The organism is Hymenobacter jejuensis (assembly GCF_006337165.1).
Lineage (GTDB): Bacteria > Bacteroidota > Bacteroidia > Cytophagales > Hymenobacteraceae > Hymenobacter > Hymenobacter jejuensis.
Genome location: NZ_CP040896.1, coordinates 3636876 through 3651399, shown reverse-complemented (window position 1 = coordinate 3651399; position 14524 = coordinate 3636876). Strand labels below are relative to the sequence as shown.

At 56.1% G+C, this 14524-nt stretch carries 18 protein-coding genes; 11 read left to right on the top strand and 7 right to left on the bottom strand.

Going from position 1 to position 14524, the window contains the following annotated elements:
• Positions 1-2 precede the first annotated feature (2 nt).
• Genes FHG12_RS15190 through FHG12_RS15180 form a run of 3 tightly spaced genes read left to right on the top strand, consistent with a single transcriptional unit; the run spans position 3 to position 2164 of the window.
• The gene (locus FHG12_RS15190) at positions 3-1055 is read left to right on the top strand and encodes a vWA domain-containing protein (RefSeq protein WP_165699418.1); all 1053 of its coding nucleotides are present in this window, start codon (positions 3-5) and stop codon (positions 1053-1055) included.
• Positions 1056-1089: 34 nt separating this feature from the next.
• Complete coding sequence (locus FHG12_RS15185; protein WP_139516531.1) at positions 1090-1770, top strand: YggS family pyridoxal phosphate-dependent enzyme; 681 nt, start codon at positions 1090-1092, stop codon at positions 1768-1770.
• A gap of 16 nt (positions 1771-1786) precedes the next feature.
• Positions 1787-2164 (top strand): DUF423 domain-containing protein, encoded by a 378-nt coding sequence (locus FHG12_RS15180; RefSeq protein WP_139516530.1) that lies wholly within the window; start codon positions 1787-1789, stop codon positions 2162-2164.
• A 94-nt stretch (positions 2165-2258) separates the two neighbouring features.
• Here the strand turns inward: FHG12_RS15180 and FHG12_RS15175 are convergent, their stop codons facing one another.
• The 3 genes from FHG12_RS15175 to FHG12_RS15165 all read right to left on the bottom strand — a co-directional run bounded on the left by FHG12_RS15175 (position 2259) and on the right by FHG12_RS15165 (position 4964).
• Positions 2259-2789: a DUF1573 domain-containing protein gene (locus tag FHG12_RS15175; RefSeq protein WP_139516529.1), complete on the bottom strand. Its 531-nt coding sequence runs from the start codon at positions 2787-2789 to the stop codon at positions 2259-2261.
• 150 nt (positions 2790-2939) lie between these two features.
• Complete coding sequence (locus FHG12_RS15170) at positions 2940-4355, bottom strand: ATP-dependent DNA helicase (protein ID WP_139516528.1); 1416 nt, start codon at positions 4353-4355, stop codon at positions 2940-2942.
• Positions 4356-4523: 168 nt separating this feature from the next.
• Complete coding sequence (locus FHG12_RS15165; protein ID WP_139516527.1) at positions 4524-4964, bottom strand: PaaI family thioesterase; 441 nt, start codon at positions 4962-4964, stop codon at positions 4524-4526.
• A gap of 202 nt (positions 4965-5166) precedes the next feature.
• Between FHG12_RS15165 and FHG12_RS15160 the strand changes: the two genes are divergently transcribed.
• From FHG12_RS15160 to coaD, 3 genes are all read left to right on the top strand, one after another.
• On the top strand, positions 5167-5679 hold the full coding sequence (locus tag FHG12_RS15160) for an NUDIX domain-containing protein (protein ID WP_139516526.1): 513 nt from the start codon (positions 5167-5169) through the stop codon (positions 5677-5679).
• Between the two features lie 152 nt (positions 5680-5831).
• On the top strand, positions 5832-6731 hold the full coding sequence (locus tag FHG12_RS15155) for a DUF3822 family protein (RefSeq protein ID WP_139516525.1): 900 nt from the start codon (positions 5832-5834) through the stop codon (positions 6729-6731).
• A 23-nt stretch (positions 6732-6754) separates the two neighbouring features.
• Positions 6755-7225 carry a pantetheine-phosphate adenylyltransferase gene (coaD, locus tag FHG12_RS15150; protein ID WP_139516524.1) on the top strand — a complete coding sequence of 157 codons (471 nt, stop codon included), beginning with the start codon at positions 6755-6757 and terminating at the stop codon, positions 7223-7225.
• On the opposite strand, the gene FHG12_RS15145 is transcribed toward coaD, so the two are convergent.
• Together FHG12_RS15145 and FHG12_RS15140 are read right to left on the bottom strand one after the other, a co-directional pair.
• A complete protein-coding gene (locus tag FHG12_RS15145; protein WP_139516523.1) occupies positions 7222-7710 on the bottom strand; it encodes a hypothetical protein in 489 nt (162 codons plus the stop codon). The genes coaD and FHG12_RS15145 overlap by 4 nt on opposite strands.
• Before the next feature lie 23 nt (positions 7711-7733).
• On the bottom strand, positions 7734-8438 hold the full coding sequence (locus tag FHG12_RS15140) for an NUDIX hydrolase (RefSeq protein ID WP_139516522.1): 705 nt from the start codon (positions 8436-8438) through the stop codon (positions 7734-7736).
• Positions 8439-8666: 228 nt separating this feature from the next.
• Between FHG12_RS15140 and FHG12_RS15135 the strand changes: the two genes are divergently transcribed.
• Complete coding sequence (locus FHG12_RS15135) at positions 8667-9167, top strand: metallophosphoesterase family protein (RefSeq protein ID WP_139516521.1); 501 nt, start codon at positions 8667-8669, stop codon at positions 9165-9167.
• A 95-nt stretch (positions 9168-9262) separates the two neighbouring features.
• Here the strand turns inward: FHG12_RS15135 and FHG12_RS15130 are convergent, their stop codons facing one another.
• Positions 9263-9586: a hypothetical protein gene (locus FHG12_RS15130; RefSeq protein ID WP_139516520.1), complete on the bottom strand. Its 324-nt coding sequence runs from the start codon at positions 9584-9586 to the stop codon at positions 9263-9265.
• A gap of 84 nt (positions 9587-9670) precedes the next feature.
• On the opposite strand from FHG12_RS15130, the gene ltaE reads away from it, so the two are divergent.
• From ltaE to FHG12_RS15110, 4 genes are all read left to right on the top strand, one after another.
• Positions 9671-10711: a low-specificity L-threonine aldolase gene (gene ltaE / locus FHG12_RS15125; RefSeq protein WP_139516519.1), complete on the top strand. Its 1041-nt coding sequence runs from the start codon at positions 9671-9673 to the stop codon at positions 10709-10711.
• Between the two features lie 110 nt (positions 10712-10821).
• A complete protein-coding gene (locus tag FHG12_RS15120) occupies positions 10822-12090 on the top strand; it encodes a cation:proton antiporter (RefSeq protein WP_139516518.1) in 1269 nt (422 codons plus the stop codon).
• Between the two features lie 106 nt (positions 12091-12196).
• Entirely contained in the window at positions 12197-12847 is a 651-nt protein-coding gene (locus tag FHG12_RS15115; protein WP_139516517.1) for a metallophosphoesterase family protein, read from the top strand.
• 13 nt (positions 12848-12860) lie between these two features.
• Positions 12861-13490 (top strand): DNA-3-methyladenine glycosylase family protein, encoded by a 630-nt coding sequence (locus FHG12_RS15110; RefSeq protein WP_139516516.1) that lies wholly within the window; start codon positions 12861-12863, stop codon positions 13488-13490.
• A 66-nt stretch (positions 13491-13556) separates the two neighbouring features.
• Here FHG12_RS15110 and FHG12_RS15105 read toward each other — a convergent pair whose 3' ends face one another.
• Positions 13557-14471 carry a DUF58 domain-containing protein gene (locus FHG12_RS15105; protein ID WP_139516515.1) on the bottom strand — a complete coding sequence of 305 codons (915 nt, stop codon included), beginning with the start codon at positions 14469-14471 and terminating at the stop codon, positions 13557-13559.
• Positions 14472-14524 lie beyond the last annotated feature (53 nt).

Sequence of the window (14524 nt, the reverse complement as noted above, 5' to 3'; positions counted from 1 at the left end):
TCATGCCCGACCAGCTTTGGCAACGCTTCCTGGCTCCTTTGCTCGACGGGCTTCGCTATGCTACGCTGGCAAGCTACACGTGGGCGCAGCCACGGCTGTTGTTGTTGCTGCCCGTGATTCCGCTGCTGTTTTTGGGGCGTTGGCTGCTGGTGCACCGGCGGCGCCCGCGCCTCGATGTAGCTTTTGTGGCCGGACAACTACGCCGCGACTGGACGGCGGGCCTCCGCTTTTTGCCCGATTTGGTGTTGGGCCTGAGCATGGCCTTCGGTGTGGTAGCGCTGGCGCGACCGCAGCGAACGGATGAGCGCGTGGTGCAAACCGGCGAGGGCATTGACATTCTGTTGGTGCTCGACGTATCGGGCTCGATGGAGCTGGGCGACCTGAAACCCAATCGCTTGGAGGCCGCCAAGCGCGTGGCCCGCAACTTTATCGACGGCCGCGTCGGCGACCGTATTGGGCTGGTAGTCTTTGCCGGCGACGCGTATTCGTTGGCACCCCTTACTACTGATTACGACTTGCTGCGCGAAAACCTCAGCAGCCTGCATCTGGGCATGATTGCCAACGACGGCACGGCCATCGGTACCGCCTTGGGCGTAGCGACCAACCGCCTGCGCGACTCCCGCAGCCGCACCAAGGTGTGCATTCTGCTATCCGACGGGGAGAACACAGCCGGCAACCTCGATCCGCTCACGGCCGCCCAGTTGGCCCATGCCTTTGGGCTGAAGCTATACACGATCGGGCTGGGAAAAGACGGCGTGGTGCCGTACGGCACCGACGAAGCCGGGCGCCCGCGCTACGTAGAAACGCGCCTCGACGAAACCACCATGCGCCAACTGGCTCAGGCCGGCGAAGGCCAGTTTTTCCGTGCCACCGACAATGCCGCCCTCAACCGCGTCTTCCGCCAGATCGACCGCTATGAAAAATCAGAAATCAAGCAGACGCGTTTTCGCAACACCAAAGATTATTACCGCATTTATTTGTTCTGGTGTGTGGGCCTATGGTTGCTGTGGCTGGGGCTGAAAAACACGTTCCTGACCAACGCATTAGAAGACTAACGCTAGGCGCGCACCGCTCCCCTACTTTTACATCATGAGTATTGCCGATAACATTCGTCACTTCGAACAAGAGCTTGCCGGCACCAACTGCCGCTTGGTAGTCGTCACCAAAACCCACCCGGTTGAGAAGCTACAGGAAGCTTACACGGCGGGCGCCCGGCTCTTCGGCGAAAACAAAGTGCAGGAACTCGTAGCCAAACAGCCCGAGCTGCCGGCCGACATTGAGTGGCATCTCATCGGCCATCTGCAGACCAACAAGGTGAAATACATCGCGCCGTTTGTGCACACCATCCAAAGCATCGACAGCCTGAAGCTTTTGCAAGAAATTGATAAACAAGCAATTAAAAATAATCGAGTACTGAACGGCTTGCTTCAGTTTCACATCGCTGAGGAAGAAACCAAGTTCGGCCTGAGCCTGTCGGAAGCCGAAGAAATCCTGCAATCAGAGGCGTTTCGGGCCTTGCGCAACGTGCAGCTTACCGGCGTGATGGGCGTGGCCACCAACACCGACGACGAATCTCAACTGCGGCGGGAGTTTCGGGAACTACGCAGCTATTTCGACTTGCTGAAAAGCCGGTACTTCGCCGATCAGTTGGCTTTCCGCGAAATCTCGATGGGCATGAGCGCCGATTATGCGCTCGCCATTGAAGAAGGCAGCACACTTATTCGGGTGGGCAGCGCTATTTTTGGAGCCCGTAATTACGGGACGCACTAATTCTTACATTCTGAACATGACAACTCGTCTGATTATTCAACTGGCGGCCCTGCTTGGCGCCTTGGGCGTAGGCATCGGGGCGTTTGGGGCGCACGGCCTACGGCCCATGCTGGAGGCTTCCGGCCGCTTCGACACCTTCGAAACGGCTGTTCGCTACCAGTTTTACCACACGCTGGCGCTGCTGGCCATTGGCATTTTGCTGCAAGTCCGTCCCGAGCTGCGGGCGCTGGGCACTACCGCGTGGCTATGGCTGGGCGGCGTCATTATTTTCAGCGGCTCGCTGTATACCCTGTGCTTCACGGGCATCACCAAAATGGGCGCTGTTGCGCCCGTTGGCGGCCTGTTGCTGATTGCAGGCTGGATCAGCTTGCTACTCGCCGCTCGTCAAGTTTAACTGATTGACAATCAATTAGTTATATAGCAAACAAAAAAAGGGCGCCTCGCTTTCGCGAGGCGCCCTTTTTTTGTTACCACAAAGCGACTAGTGCTTACGACTTGCGCTTTGCTTTGATTTTGCTATCGCTGGATTTCGTCTTTTGCTTGCCGTCGGCGTCGCTTGATACATCGCTTTTCGCAGGTGCCATTTCGGTAGTAGCGGTGGCAGCTTCTTTTACTTCGCCCACCAACGACACCATGGCGTTACCGGCAGCCGAGTTAGACTCCACGGTCAACACTTTGTTTTGCATGCCGATTTTGCCGGTGCTGTTGAACTTAGCCGTTACGATACCCGATTTGCCGGGCATTACGGGGTCTTTGGTCCAGTCAGGAGTGGTGCAGCCGCAGCTCACACCAATGTTAGAAATAACGAGCGGCTGCGTGCCGACGTTCTTGAACTTGAAAGTATGCTCTACAATATCGCCTTGCTTGATAGAACCGAAGTCATACTTCATTTCCTCAAACTGAATTTGCGGGCCGGCAGCTTTGGTTTGCGCGTTGGCAGGCTGCACAGCCGTCGACTGAGCCTGAGCGGCAAAGCCAGCGAAAGCGAGCGACAGGGCCAGAACGAGTGCTTTTTTCATGGTTGATTCCGTTAAAGAGTTGCAGTAAACAAAGTTAAGGTTTTCAGGCGCTGGGCCAATTATCCTGCCAGATTTCAGCAGCGCGCATGTGCATTGGATGAAGCCAAAAGGGAACTCCCAGCTTCAGCTGAGGTTGGAGAAGTATAGTTCCTACTGCTCCGACAACAGCTTTTGATTGAAGTTAAGCAAAAACAGCCGGTCGGCGGCGCGCGTGATGGCTGTGTAAAGCCAGCGCGCAAATTCAGCGTTTACCATATCATCTTTCAAAAAGCCGTGGTCGACAAATACGGCTTGCCACTGCCCGCCCTGCGCTTTATGGCATGTGAGCGCGTACGCAAACTTTACCTGTAACGCGTTGAGAAACGGATCCTTACGCAAGGCCGCCGTCTTTTCGCGCTTGGTGGGCAGATGCGCATAATCTTCCAAGATGGCTTGGTAAAGGGCGTTACTACGGTCGGCGGGCAGGGCCGGCGACTCGGTGTGCAAGGTGTCGAGCAGCAGCTTCACTTCGATTTCGGGCTCGTCGGGGTAGTCGACAAACCGCAGGCGGGCATCGGCAAACCGGAACCCAAACTCCTCGGTACGGCGCACGATTTTAGTGATCTGCACAAAGTCGCCGTTGGCCAAAAAGCCCATTTCCGAGTCTTTTGGCAGCCAGAAATAGTTGTTGCGCACCACCATCAGGTAGTCGCCCGCTTCAATTTCGTCTTCCGCGTCGAACAACGTCCGCCGAATCATCTGGTTGTAGAGGTTTGCGTTTTTGTTGGAACGGCAGATGATGGTCGTGTTCTCGTGGCCGAAGGTCTTGTACGCCCAGCGCAGCCCATCTTCGAGCTTGTCGCCACCCATTTTATAAATGTCTGGGTAGCCTTTGGTAAAGAACTGAATCACAGGTTGTTCCTCGCGAAGCTCTTCGCGTAAAACTGTCGCGTTCATCAGAATCCCCGATTCTTCGGCTTGGCGCATTACCTGGCGCAGCTCTACTGAGCCTACTTTCGCCCGAAACCGGTGCGCGAGCAGCTCCGGATCCAGGGCCGGGCTGAGCAGCTGACCAACTGGCGGCAGCTGGGCCGTATCGCCGATGAGCAAGAGGCGGTTGGTGGGCTTTTCAAACACGTAGCCCATCAAATCGTCGAGCAGGCCGTTTTCGCCGAAGGCTTTCTCATCCGAAATCATCGAGGCCTCATCGACGATATAAAGCGTGTCGGCGGTGCGGTTGGGCTGGCGCTGAAAAGAGAGCCGCTCGGAGGGCGAGCCGGAAGTTTGGCGGTAAATCTTCTTGTGGATGGTGCTGGCGGGCACACCCGAATAGGCGCTCATTACCTTGGCTGCACGGCCCGTGGGGGCCATCAGGGTGTATTTGCGGCCCAACTTGTGCAGCCACTGCACGAGGGCGCTCACGACCGTGGTTTTGCCCGTGCCCGCGTAGCCGCGCAGCACAAACACTTTGCGCCCCGGCAGATCGTCTTTCAGGAACTCATCCAGCTGCTGAAAAAGCATGGATTGGTCCTGCGTGGGTTCGTAAGGGAAATAATCGCGGACAGAAGGCGTGCGAACGGAGAGCATGAAATTCTAATCAATAAGACAGTAAAGATACCCGTCGTTCGGCATCCGGAGCACGAAGGACATTATCACGTCTTCAGAACAAATCTCAGCCTAGTAAAACTCCCAACCAGCACGGGTGAGCGGCGAGAATATCTTTATTCCCGGCGGGCAGTCAAGCGCAGGTAGTTGTTATTGCTGCGGCTCTACCACCGCCATCGTTGCGGAGGCTTTGGCAATCAGCTTATCGTCGCACCACACCTCCGACTCGCAGAAATGCAGCCGACGGCCCGCTTTCAGCACCCAACCCACGGCCCGCAGCTTCTTTCCCACGCCGGGATGCAGGTAAGATGTTTTCAGCTCCACCGTCACAACACCCACATTATCAGGCACTAGCGTAACGGCTGCAAAACCAGCCACCAGATCGGCCATGGTAGCAACCAAGCCGCCGTGGGCAAAGCCGCGGTGCTGCTGGTGCTTTTCTTCCAATAGCAGTTCTGCCTCGACGCGGCCGGGCTCAATGGTCGTCAGGTTGGCGCCGATGTGGTGCATAAAACGCTGACGCACAAGCTTGCGGCGGATGCGATCAGCAAGAGATTCGTCGGCCAGGGCCGGATTTGTGAGCTCATTCATCGCCCAAAGGTACCGCCCGCCTTGCGCCAAACCGCACAGTTGCACGCCGAATATACCGCCCACCATGCGTACGACGTTAGGAAAGATGCTCGTGCGCGCAGGCCGCGGAGCAGTTTGTGTATCCCCAGCGCCGGTTCCGCCGTAGCTGGCACACGCACCGCAACTGGCTGGTCGTCCCAGCCGCTAGTATTTCCACAAAATCATGTCCGAATTTACCCCCTCCGCTATTCCTGCCGAATCTTTATTGAGTGCCTACACCGGCCAAGTACGCGTGCGCGTCTGCGGGATGCTGGTGCATGAAGGCGCCCTTCTGCTCACGGCACACCGCGGCATGCTGGCCGACGAGCAACCTTTTTGGTCGCCCCCAGGCGGTGGCTGGCAGTTTGGCGAAACCATACAGGACTGCCTAAAGCGGGAATTTCTGGAAGAAACGGGCGTAAAAGTTACTGTGGGCCGTTTCCTACACTTGCACGAATTCAAAAACGATACGCTTCAAGCGCTGGAGCTTTTCTTTGAAGTAAAGCTCGAAGATGAAACCGCCATACCATCTCTTGGCTCCGACCCCGAGCATGCTGCTGATGCACAGCTACTTACTGAGCTGGCTTTCCTCACGCCGCGTCAGCTGGTAGGCATGTCCGTATTGCAGTTGCACCCCGTGCTGCGCCACGTCATCAGCCCCGACGATGTGTACATTCCACACATTCAGTTTTGTTGAAGGCTTGCACGAAAAACAATTTATACATAAAACCTTGACTATCAATATATTAGATAATTAGTAGGCGGGAGGCAAATTGGAAAACGTTCAATACATTTTCCATTTAACTTTTACCTTTAATGGCCTGATTGGCGCTACTTCTTCCTTAGCCCGTGCCCGCATCCACTTCTACGTCTCCCCTTGCTTCTGCTGCTCCGTTGCCCACTGCCTTGTCTCGTCTGCGCGACGAAACCCTGGATGCCAGCAACTTAGCGACTTATAACCTGTACCTGACGGCGGGAGCGGCCGGCATTCGCGTGGGGGTTGCCGATGCCCGCCGCAACAAGTTTGTGCTGCTCGAAGACTATTCGCCCGTTTCGGCTACGTCGCTGGCCGGGCAATTGCAAGCGCTGGCAGCCCAGCACGACTTGGTAGGCCAGCAAGGCTGGAACAGCGTGCGCTTAGCCGTGCAGAACCGTTTTTTTACGTTGCTACCGTCCCCACTTTTCCGTGCCGGCGACGAAGCGACGTACTTGCGCTTGCACCACACCGTGGATGCGGGCCACGAAAGCGTACACCGCTACACGCACCCAAGCCTAGAGATTGTGAGCGTCTTTGCGGCCGAAAAAGCGTTGGCCGACTGGTTTCAGCACACCTATCCGGCCGGTAAGGTTTTGCATCAATCCAGTGCTTTGCTGGAAGGCGTAATCCATCAGACCGAGCAGAGTGCACCGCGCCGCCTGTACTTAAGCATTAGTCATCAGGAGCTTACCATTCTGGCCATCCGCGACAAACGCCCGGAGTTCTGCAACGTCTTTCCCTTCGCGACGCCCGAAGATTTGATCTATTACGCCATTCTGGTGATGCAGGAGTTGCAGCTCAACCCCGACCAAGACACGGTAGTTGTGTGGGGCGACCTGATGCACGACTCGGAGCTGTTTACGATTCTGCGCAAGTATATCCGCAACATTCGCTTCGGCAATCGCCCTTTCGACCTGAGCTACAGCTATCGCCTCAACGACGTATTTGAATACCGCTTTTTTGAGCTTTACGCTCTGCATCTGTGCGAATAAGCTAGTTCCCTGATCGTGACTTTATGAAGCGAATTGCCCTGTTTCCCGGCTCATTTGATCCCTTCACCAATGGGCACCTGGACGTGGTGCAACGCGGAGCAACGCTGTTCGACGAGATTATCATTGCCATCGGCAACAACAGCAGTAAAGTGCGCTATATACCTGTCGATCAGACCATTACCATGATCGAGCAGTTATTTCAAGATGAGCCGCGCGTGTCGGTGCAGGCCTACAAAGGACTGACGGCCGAATTTGCGCGCGAAACCGGGGCTCGCTTTCTGCTGCGGGGCCTGCGCAACACCACCGATTTTGAGTACGAAAACACCATTGCCCAAGCCAATCGGCACGTCAACTTGGGCTTAGAAACGGTTTTTCTGATTACTTCGCCGGCTTTGGCGGCCATCAGCAGCACCATTATCCGCGAAATTCATCGCTTCGGGGGCAACGTCGATGACTTCGTGCCCTTCGCGCTGCCACCTTACGAAGGCAGCTAACGGCGCGGAATTATTCGGAGGCCGGTTATGCGGTCGAGGAATTTGGGATCGCCGACGGGCAGCACGATATAGCGGGAGTCGTAGAGGCTGAGGTTGGCCTGCTGCATTAATTCTTCTTCGTCCGTACCCGGCAGCACGATGTCCACCACCTTGCGGGTGCGCGCATTGAACGTGACGATGAGGGTAGACCTATTCTTCTCGAACGTGTTCACCCAGTTTTCAACCTTGGCGGCGGTGCCCGAACCCCGTGCGCCAGGCTCCGCTGCGCTTCCTTCTCCCTGCGATTCGCGCGGCGGCCCAATCAAACGGCGCAAGCTATCGATGTTTTGCACGAGCAGCGCGGGCAAATCGAGCGCAGGTGTAGTGTTCCGGCGGGTTTGGGAGGCCGTAGGAACCGGAACAAGCCTTTCGTAAGCGTTTTGGGAATTGGTGCAGCCCATCAGCCACAAGCAACTCACCACTATTGAGTAGCGAATTAGACGCATAGGCAAAGGGCTACTGGCAAAAGTTATTTCTCTTTCGCGGATTCTTTGGCCGACTTTTCGCCGGCTACTTCGCTCAGGTAATGCCGCACCACCAGCGCGATAGAGGCATACGCCTCTTCCAGCACAGTCAGGGCTTCCTGCGGCGTCATCCAGCGTACTTCTTCAATGTATTCTTCGGCTTGGGGCTTCATCAGCGTATCGTCGGTGCACTGCATGATGTACCAGTTGGTCTTCTTGAGAATCTTGTTGCCGTTGTAGGCATACGAATGCCAGGTGCTAGGCAGCTTCTCGCCGATGTCGATTTTGATGTTACACTCCTCTTCCACTTCGCGCAGCGCACCCAGCGCCGGATCTTCTTCCTTCTTGAGTTTGCCTTTCGGAAGATCCCATTTGCCCAGGCGGTAGATCATCAGCACCAGGCCATCCTTCACCACGAGGCCGCCGGCAGCCTTCACAATGCGAAACTGATCTTTGAGGTGCAGGATAAGCCGCGATTTCTTGCGCGCCAGCAACGTCAGCGACTTCAGCTTTTTGAGCTTTTTCACCTCCATCAGGCGCAGCAGACGGTCGAGGAAGCTGTCCGTGACGTCGCGCACGAGCACATCGCCGACCAGGTCTTTGGAAGAAAAATCATCCTCAGAGGTCAGAATGAGATCGTATTTATGCTTGTACACCTTCTCGCTGTTCTTCTTGATAATCAGCGGGATGTCGTTGATGAAAACATTCATCGCGGGAAAATTCTGGGAGGCAAAAATGAATTGTGGACAGGAGCCTACGCTGCAAAACACAGCATAAATTTCATCAAACGAAAATAGGCGAAAGACGGGCAAGATACGAGATGCAACCGGTTCGGTTGTTTGAAAGTTAAGAGTTCGGAGGTTTGGAAGTGCCGAACCGGAGTCAGTCCCCGTTCTTTGCATCTCCAACGCCTTTATTCCTACCTCGCTCCCTCCGGCATGAAAAAAATCGGCTTGCTCTCCGATACCCACAGCTACCTCGACGACCGCATTCTGCACCACCTCACGGGCTGCGATGAAATCTGGCATGCCGGCGATTTTGGTTCGGCAGACGTCGTGGAAGAGCTCGCCGCTCTGGCACCGCTGCGGGGCGTATACGGCAACATCGACGGCCGCGATGTACGTGCTACTCAGCCGCTTACCCAGGAGTTTGTCATCGAAGGGCTGAAGGTTCTGATGATTCACATCGGGGGCTACCCTGGCCATTATGCCCCGGCGGCGCGGCCCTTGGTGCAAGAAACGCGGCCCGGTTTGTTCATCACCGGCCACTCGCACATTCTGAAAGTAATGCCCGACCCGAAGTTAGGCCTGCTGCACCTCAACCCCGGTGCTGCGGGCCGACATGGCTTCCACAAGGTGCGGACGCTGTTGCGCTTCGAAGTAGAAAACGGCAAGGTGCAGCAGCTACAAGCGATCGAGCTGGGTCTGCGCACATCATAACTATTTACTAATCAAATAGTTACAAAAAAGCACCTTCCCCGTATGGAGAAGGTGCTCTTGTATTACTTAGCCAACCGACACCGGTGGCGGCCTTTTTACAGGGCGATTTCTGGCTTGGGGTGCTCGCCTTCCTGACCGTCTTCGTTGACGGGCTTGGTGATGGCTTCGGCTTCGTCGAAACCTTCCGTACCGGTCTGGTTTACCTGAGCTGGCTTGTTGGACGTCGAAGCGGCTGCGGGAGCCGAAGCTGCGGCTGGAGCAGCAGCAGTGGTGTTGCCGCCGTTGAAGCGCGATTTCAGTTCGTCGAGATCCACGTTCTTCAGAACGGGCGTCAGGAGCAACTGCTTGATAACGCGCTGCTTGTTGTTTTGGCGGGCAATGTTCTTGCGATGCTTCCGCTTGAGGCGAGTAGTGCTCATATCCGGGTCGGTTTAAGTCTTTTTATAAAGGAGGGGCAAAAGTAAGTCTTATTTTTGAATCCTGAAACCTGCACCCTAATCTCTATGGCTGACCCAATTATCGATTTGCGCTCCGATACCGTGACGCGCCCCACTCCGGCCATGCTGGAGGCCATGTTCAACGCCCCGGTCGGCGACGATGTATACGAAGAAGACCCAACTGTGCGCGCCCTGGAAGAGACCGCCGCGGCCCGCTTTGGGCTGGAGGCCGGCCTGTTCTGCCCGTCCGGTACCATGACCAATCAGATTGCGATTAAGGCTCACACCGAGCCGCTATCGGAAGTTATTTGCGAGCAAACGGCCCACGTTTATTTGTGGGAAGTCGGCGGCATAGCCTTCCACTCGGGGGCTTCGGTGGCGTTGCTCCCCGGCGACCGGGGCCTGCTCACGGCCGCGCAGGTAGAAGCAGCCATCCGGCCCGCTAACAACGTGCACTACCCCGACACGCGCCTTGTGTGCCTCGAAAATACGCACAACCGGGGCGGCGGCAGCTGCTACTCAATCGAAACCATTGCCGAAATCGCCGACGTGGCGCGCCGTCACAACCTGAAGCTGCACCTCGACGGTGCCCGAATTTTTAATGCCTTGGTAGCTACCGGTCAGCAAGCCGCCGACTACGGCCGCTACTTCGACTCTATCTCGGTGTGTTTGTCGAAAGGCTTGGGCACGCCGGTGGGTTCGGTGCTGCTGGGCTCGAAGGAATTTATCCGTAAATGCCGCCGCATCCGCAAAGTGATGGGGGGCGGTATGCGGCAGGCGGGTTACCTCGCCGCGGCGGGCCTGTACGCCCTAGAGCACAACGTGGAGCGCCTCGCCGACGACCATCGGCGCGCGCGTCAGCTGGCCTCAGCGCTGGCCGATCAGCCCTATGTCGATTTTGTGCTGCCTGCCGAAACGAACCTCGTTATTTTCCGGCTGAAAGACGAGATGCCCGCCGACAGCTTCCTGCGGCATCTGGAGCAGCAAGGCATTCGGGCCTCGTCGTTTGGGCCGCAAATGATCCGCTTCGTAACGCACCTCGACGTTGATGATGCCATGGTTCAGCGCATCGAAGATGCGCTGGTCGCCTTGCAGCCTGTAGCTTAGGCAGTTCTTATCCCCGTTGCAAAACCCCGACTTGCCCTAAGTCGGGGTTTTGCTGTTAGTATTGTCCTTGCTTTGCTGCCCTGTAGCAACGGCCGCGTAACGCCGCTTTGATGGAAATCTACAACACCCTGACTGTCTTGCTGGTAGTTGCGGCCGTATTCGGCTATGTCAACTACCGGTTCCTACGCCTGCCAAGCACAATTGGCCTCATGATTTTGTCGCTGGTGTCGTCGTTGGTGGCCGTGGGGCTAGGTCGGCTGGGTGTACCGTGGATAGTAACAGTGAGCCAATTGGTACGCAACATCGACTTCAACCAAGTGCTGATGCAGGTGATGTTGAGCTTTCTGCTGTTTGCCGGCGCCATCCACGTAGACGTGCGGCAGCTGGGCGCCCAGCGCCTGCCGGTGGCTGCGCTGGCTACCGGCGGCACCCTGCTTTCGACGGGGTTGGTGGGCGTGGCTATGTATTATTTGTTGCCGCTGTTTGGCATCCCAACGCCCCTGATTCACTGCTTGCTGTTTGGGGCGCTCATCTCCCCCACCGATCCGATCGCGGTATTGGGTATCCTGAAAAAAGCCAGAATACCTAAGTCTCTAGAAATCAAGATAGTAGGCGAGTCTCTGTTCAACGACGGAATTGCTGTGGTCGTGTTTGTAAGCCTGTACCAGATTGCCGTTGTCGGCGCCGACGAAGCAGGGCCGGCTTCCATTGGTCTGCTTTTTCTCCGGGAAGCCGTCGGCGGTATGGTCTTGGGAGCGATCCTGGGGTACGTTGCTTTCTGGGCGCTGCGCTCAATTGATCATTACCAGGTAGAAGTACTCATTACACTGGCACTTGTGATGGGCGGCACGGCACTGGCCACCGCTCTGCACACCTCCGGACCACTGGCCATCGTGGTGGCCGGACTCATCGTGGGCGACAAAGGCCGATCTTTGGGCATGTCGGACGTGACTCGCGAGTACCTGGACAAGTTTTGGGAATTGCTGGACGAGGTACTCAACGCCATCTTGTTCGTACTGATCGGGTTGGAAATGCTGGTGTTGGACATCTCCAACACTACCCTGCTCATCGGAGGCGTGGCGATTATAGTCGTGTTGCTGGCTCGCCTCATTGCCGTTGCAATTCCTTTAGGGCTGCTGCGCTACCGGTACCATTTCGACCGTGCCACCCTGCGCATCCTGACGTGGGGCGGCCTGCGCGGCGGTATTTCGGTTGCCTTGGCGCTGTCGTTGCCCAGTACTATGCCCCGCGACCAAATTGTGGGCGTGACTTACATTGTAGTAATCTTTTCCATTTTGGTACAAGGCCTCACCATCGGGCCTTTGGTAAAGCGGCTCGGGTTGCGCACTGTGACTGAAGGAGTTACAACTGAGCATTGAAGCATAATTACATCCTCATCAATATTTGTTTTAAGTTGGTTTTAAACTTGCCGAAACCGCTCTCCCGTTCCACTGCCATTCCCACTTTAGCAAAGGGCTGATAACCATGAATTTATTTGTTATTGGCGACGTACACGGCTGCTACCATACGTTCATGAAGCTGCTACAGCAGTGGAAGCCCGACGAAGAGATCCTGATTCAGGTCGGCGACCTTGTGGACCGCGGCAACTACGTTCCCGGCACTGTGGCGGCAGCTATTGCCCTAGATCTTCAGCATCCGGGCAAGGCTTTCTTTCTGAAAGGCAACCACGAATACGGCATGATTCGGCACTACGGTCCGCAAGGGCCGTATGCTGGCTGGCTACAATGGGGCGGCAAATCGACCATTCAGCAGTACCAAGTGTACTCGCAGCTCTTGCTTCCGCATCTGATCTGGTTGGCGCAGCGGCCGTTGGTGTGGGAAAATGAGCACATCCTCATCAGCCACGCCGGAGTTGCCGATACCACCAACCCCTATGATCTGGAGCATCCCGACGGCATCCTGTGGCGCCGCGGGCCGCTCAAAGCGGTTGGCAAGCTGCAAGTTGTGGGCCACACGCCCACCAATGGCATGCCCTACGAAGACCACGAACGCAACGCCATTTACATCGACACCGGGGCTTACCTTGGCCGCTACCTTACGGGCGTAAAGCTGAGTGCCCAGGGCGAGATCTTGGAGTACCTGGCGGTAGAAACCCACGCCGCTGATATTGCCTGATTTTCAGAAAGTTATGCCTGCCAAAAACTCTGCTCTACAACACCTGCGCCAAGCCGACCCAATACTGGCTGCCCTCATCGATCGAGGCCAACCGATTCGGCCCAGCGCCCACGAGGATATTTATTTGGCGTTGTTGAAAGCCATTGTAAGTCAGCAGATTTCGACCAAAGCTGCTGCGGCCATCTGGCGCAAAGTTGAGGGCCTGTTTCCGCCCGACGGCTACCCGGAACCCGCCGCCGTGGTAGCACTATCGGACGAGGAGCTGCGGGCGGCGGGCATCTCTAAACAAAAAGCCGGTTACCTACGCGCCATCGCCGACTTTGCCCAGCAAGACCAACTTGATTATCAACACATTACTAACCTAGATGAAGACGCCCTGACGCGCCACCTCACCTCCATCAAAGGCGTCGGGCGCTGGACAGCGCAAATGATTCAAATGTTTGCTTTAGAACAGCCAGACGTGTTTTCGGAAGGCGATTTGGGCATTCAGAATGCCATGCGGCGGCATTATAACCTGGAAGAAACCGGAAAAGCTCTACACAAGCGCATGATCGAAATCGCCGAATCGTGGCGACCTTACAGAAGCTTGGCCTGCAAGTACTTATGGCAGTCGCTGGACAACACGCCAGCTCCCAAGCAGTAAGGCAATGCTTTTGCTTCCCGTTCGTACTAAGAGGCCCTTTATAACTGAGCAGCCGGCCATCTAAACCTACCGCACCTTGCCGCGTTTCACCAAATAAGCATATAATACCTTATCGAATGGCTCGCGGATGTCAACTGGGACAAAGTCAATTTTGTACTGGCCGCAGCGCAGAGCCAATTCTTGCTCGTACTTGTGCATGGCGGCTTGGTACTGCTCGCGGACTTGGGCGGGTTGCAGCTTAATCTGCTCCCCGGTCTCGATATCCTCAAACAAATAAGGCCGGTCGGCGAAGGCAAAATCCGATTCGGTGGCACGGTCCATCACGTGAAACAGCAGCACCTCGTGGTGCTGGTGCCGCAGGTGTTGCAGCGCCGATAACGCCTCGGTTTGCTCGTCGGGAGCGCGCCCCAGCATGTCGCTGAACAACACGACCAACGACCGTTTCGGAATCTGTTGCGCGATGCGGTGGATAACGCCGGCCACGTCGGTGGGGCGGCGCGTAAGCGGCCTTTCGAGCAGATTTTGCAGCGTCAGCAGTAAAGTATGCCGATGCGTACTCGTCGAGCGTACCGGCGTCTGTAGTTCAATTTGGTCGGCAAAGGTGACGAGGCCCACCGCATCGCGCTGCTTTTGTAGAAGCGTGGTAAGGGCCGCGGCACACAGCACCGAAAAACGCAATTTATCGTGCGACGGCTCCGGGTAATACATCGACGGCGACACGTCCAGCAGCAGGTGGCAACGAAGGTTGGTTTCCTCTTCGTAGCGTTTTACAAAAAGCTTGTCGGTGCGGGCCAGCACTTTCCAGTCGAGGTGGCGCGTGCTCTCGCCGGGATTGTAAAGCCGGTGCTCCGAAAACTCCACCGAAAACCCGTGGTAAGGCGATTGATGCAATCCGGTAATAAAACCTTCCACCAGCTGACGCGCCAAAAACTCCAAGTTTCCAAACGATTGAACGGCGGACAGATCCAGAAGCTTCGACATAACCATTTGATTTATAAATATTTACAAATACGCCTATTTCAGCAGCATCCGCA

Coding starts and splice junctions, on each gene's coding strand:
- FHG12_RS15190 (WP_165699418.1), top strand. CDS start 3: ATGCCCGACCAGCTTTGGCAACGCTTCCTGGCTCCTTTGCTCGACGGG.
- FHG12_RS15185 (WP_139516531.1), top strand. CDS start 1,090: ATGAGTATTGCCGATAACATTCGTCACTTCGAACAAGAGCTTGCCGGC.
- FHG12_RS15180 (WP_139516530.1), top strand. CDS start 1,787: ATGACAACTCGTCTGATTATTCAACTGGCGGCCCTGCTTGGCGCCTTG.
- FHG12_RS15175 (WP_139516529.1), bottom strand. CDS start 2,789: ATGAAAAAAGCACTCGTTCTGGCCCTGTCGCTCGCTTTCGCTGGCTTT.
- FHG12_RS15170 (WP_139516528.1), bottom strand. CDS start 4,355: ATGCTCTCCGTTCGCACGCCTTCTGTCCGCGATTATTTCCCTTACGAA.
- FHG12_RS15165 (WP_139516527.1), bottom strand. CDS start 4,964: ATGAATGAGCTCACAAATCCGGCCCTGGCCGACGAATCTCTTGCTGAT.
- FHG12_RS15160 (WP_139516526.1), top strand. CDS start 5,167: ATGTCCGAATTTACCCCCTCCGCTATTCCTGCCGAATCTTTATTGAGT.
- coaD (WP_139516524.1), top strand. CDS start 6,755: ATGAAGCGAATTGCCCTGTTTCCCGGCTCATTTGATCCCTTCACCAAT.
- FHG12_RS15145 (WP_139516523.1), bottom strand. CDS start 7,710: ATGCGTCTAATTCGCTACTCAATAGTGGTGAGTTGCTTGTGGCTGATG.
- FHG12_RS15140 (WP_139516522.1), bottom strand. CDS start 8,438: ATGAATGTTTTCATCAACGACATCCCGCTGATTATCAAGAAGAACAGC.
- FHG12_RS15135 (WP_139516521.1), top strand. CDS start 8,667: ATGAAAAAAATCGGCTTGCTCTCCGATACCCACAGCTACCTCGACGAC.
- FHG12_RS15130 (WP_139516520.1), bottom strand. CDS start 9,586: ATGAGCACTACTCGCCTCAAGCGGAAGCATCGCAAGAACATTGCCCGC.
- ltaE (WP_139516519.1), top strand. CDS start 9,671: ATGGCTGACCCAATTATCGATTTGCGCTCCGATACCGTGACGCGCCCC.
- FHG12_RS15120 (WP_139516518.1), top strand. CDS start 10,822: ATGGAAATCTACAACACCCTGACTGTCTTGCTGGTAGTTGCGGCCGTA.
- FHG12_RS15115 (WP_139516517.1), top strand. CDS start 12,197: ATGAATTTATTTGTTATTGGCGACGTACACGGCTGCTACCATACGTTC.
- FHG12_RS15110 (WP_139516516.1), top strand. CDS start 12,861: ATGCCTGCCAAAAACTCTGCTCTACAACACCTGCGCCAAGCCGACCCA.
- FHG12_RS15105 (WP_139516515.1), bottom strand. CDS start 14,471: ATGTCGAAGCTTCTGGATCTGTCCGCCGTTCAATCGTTTGGAAACTTG.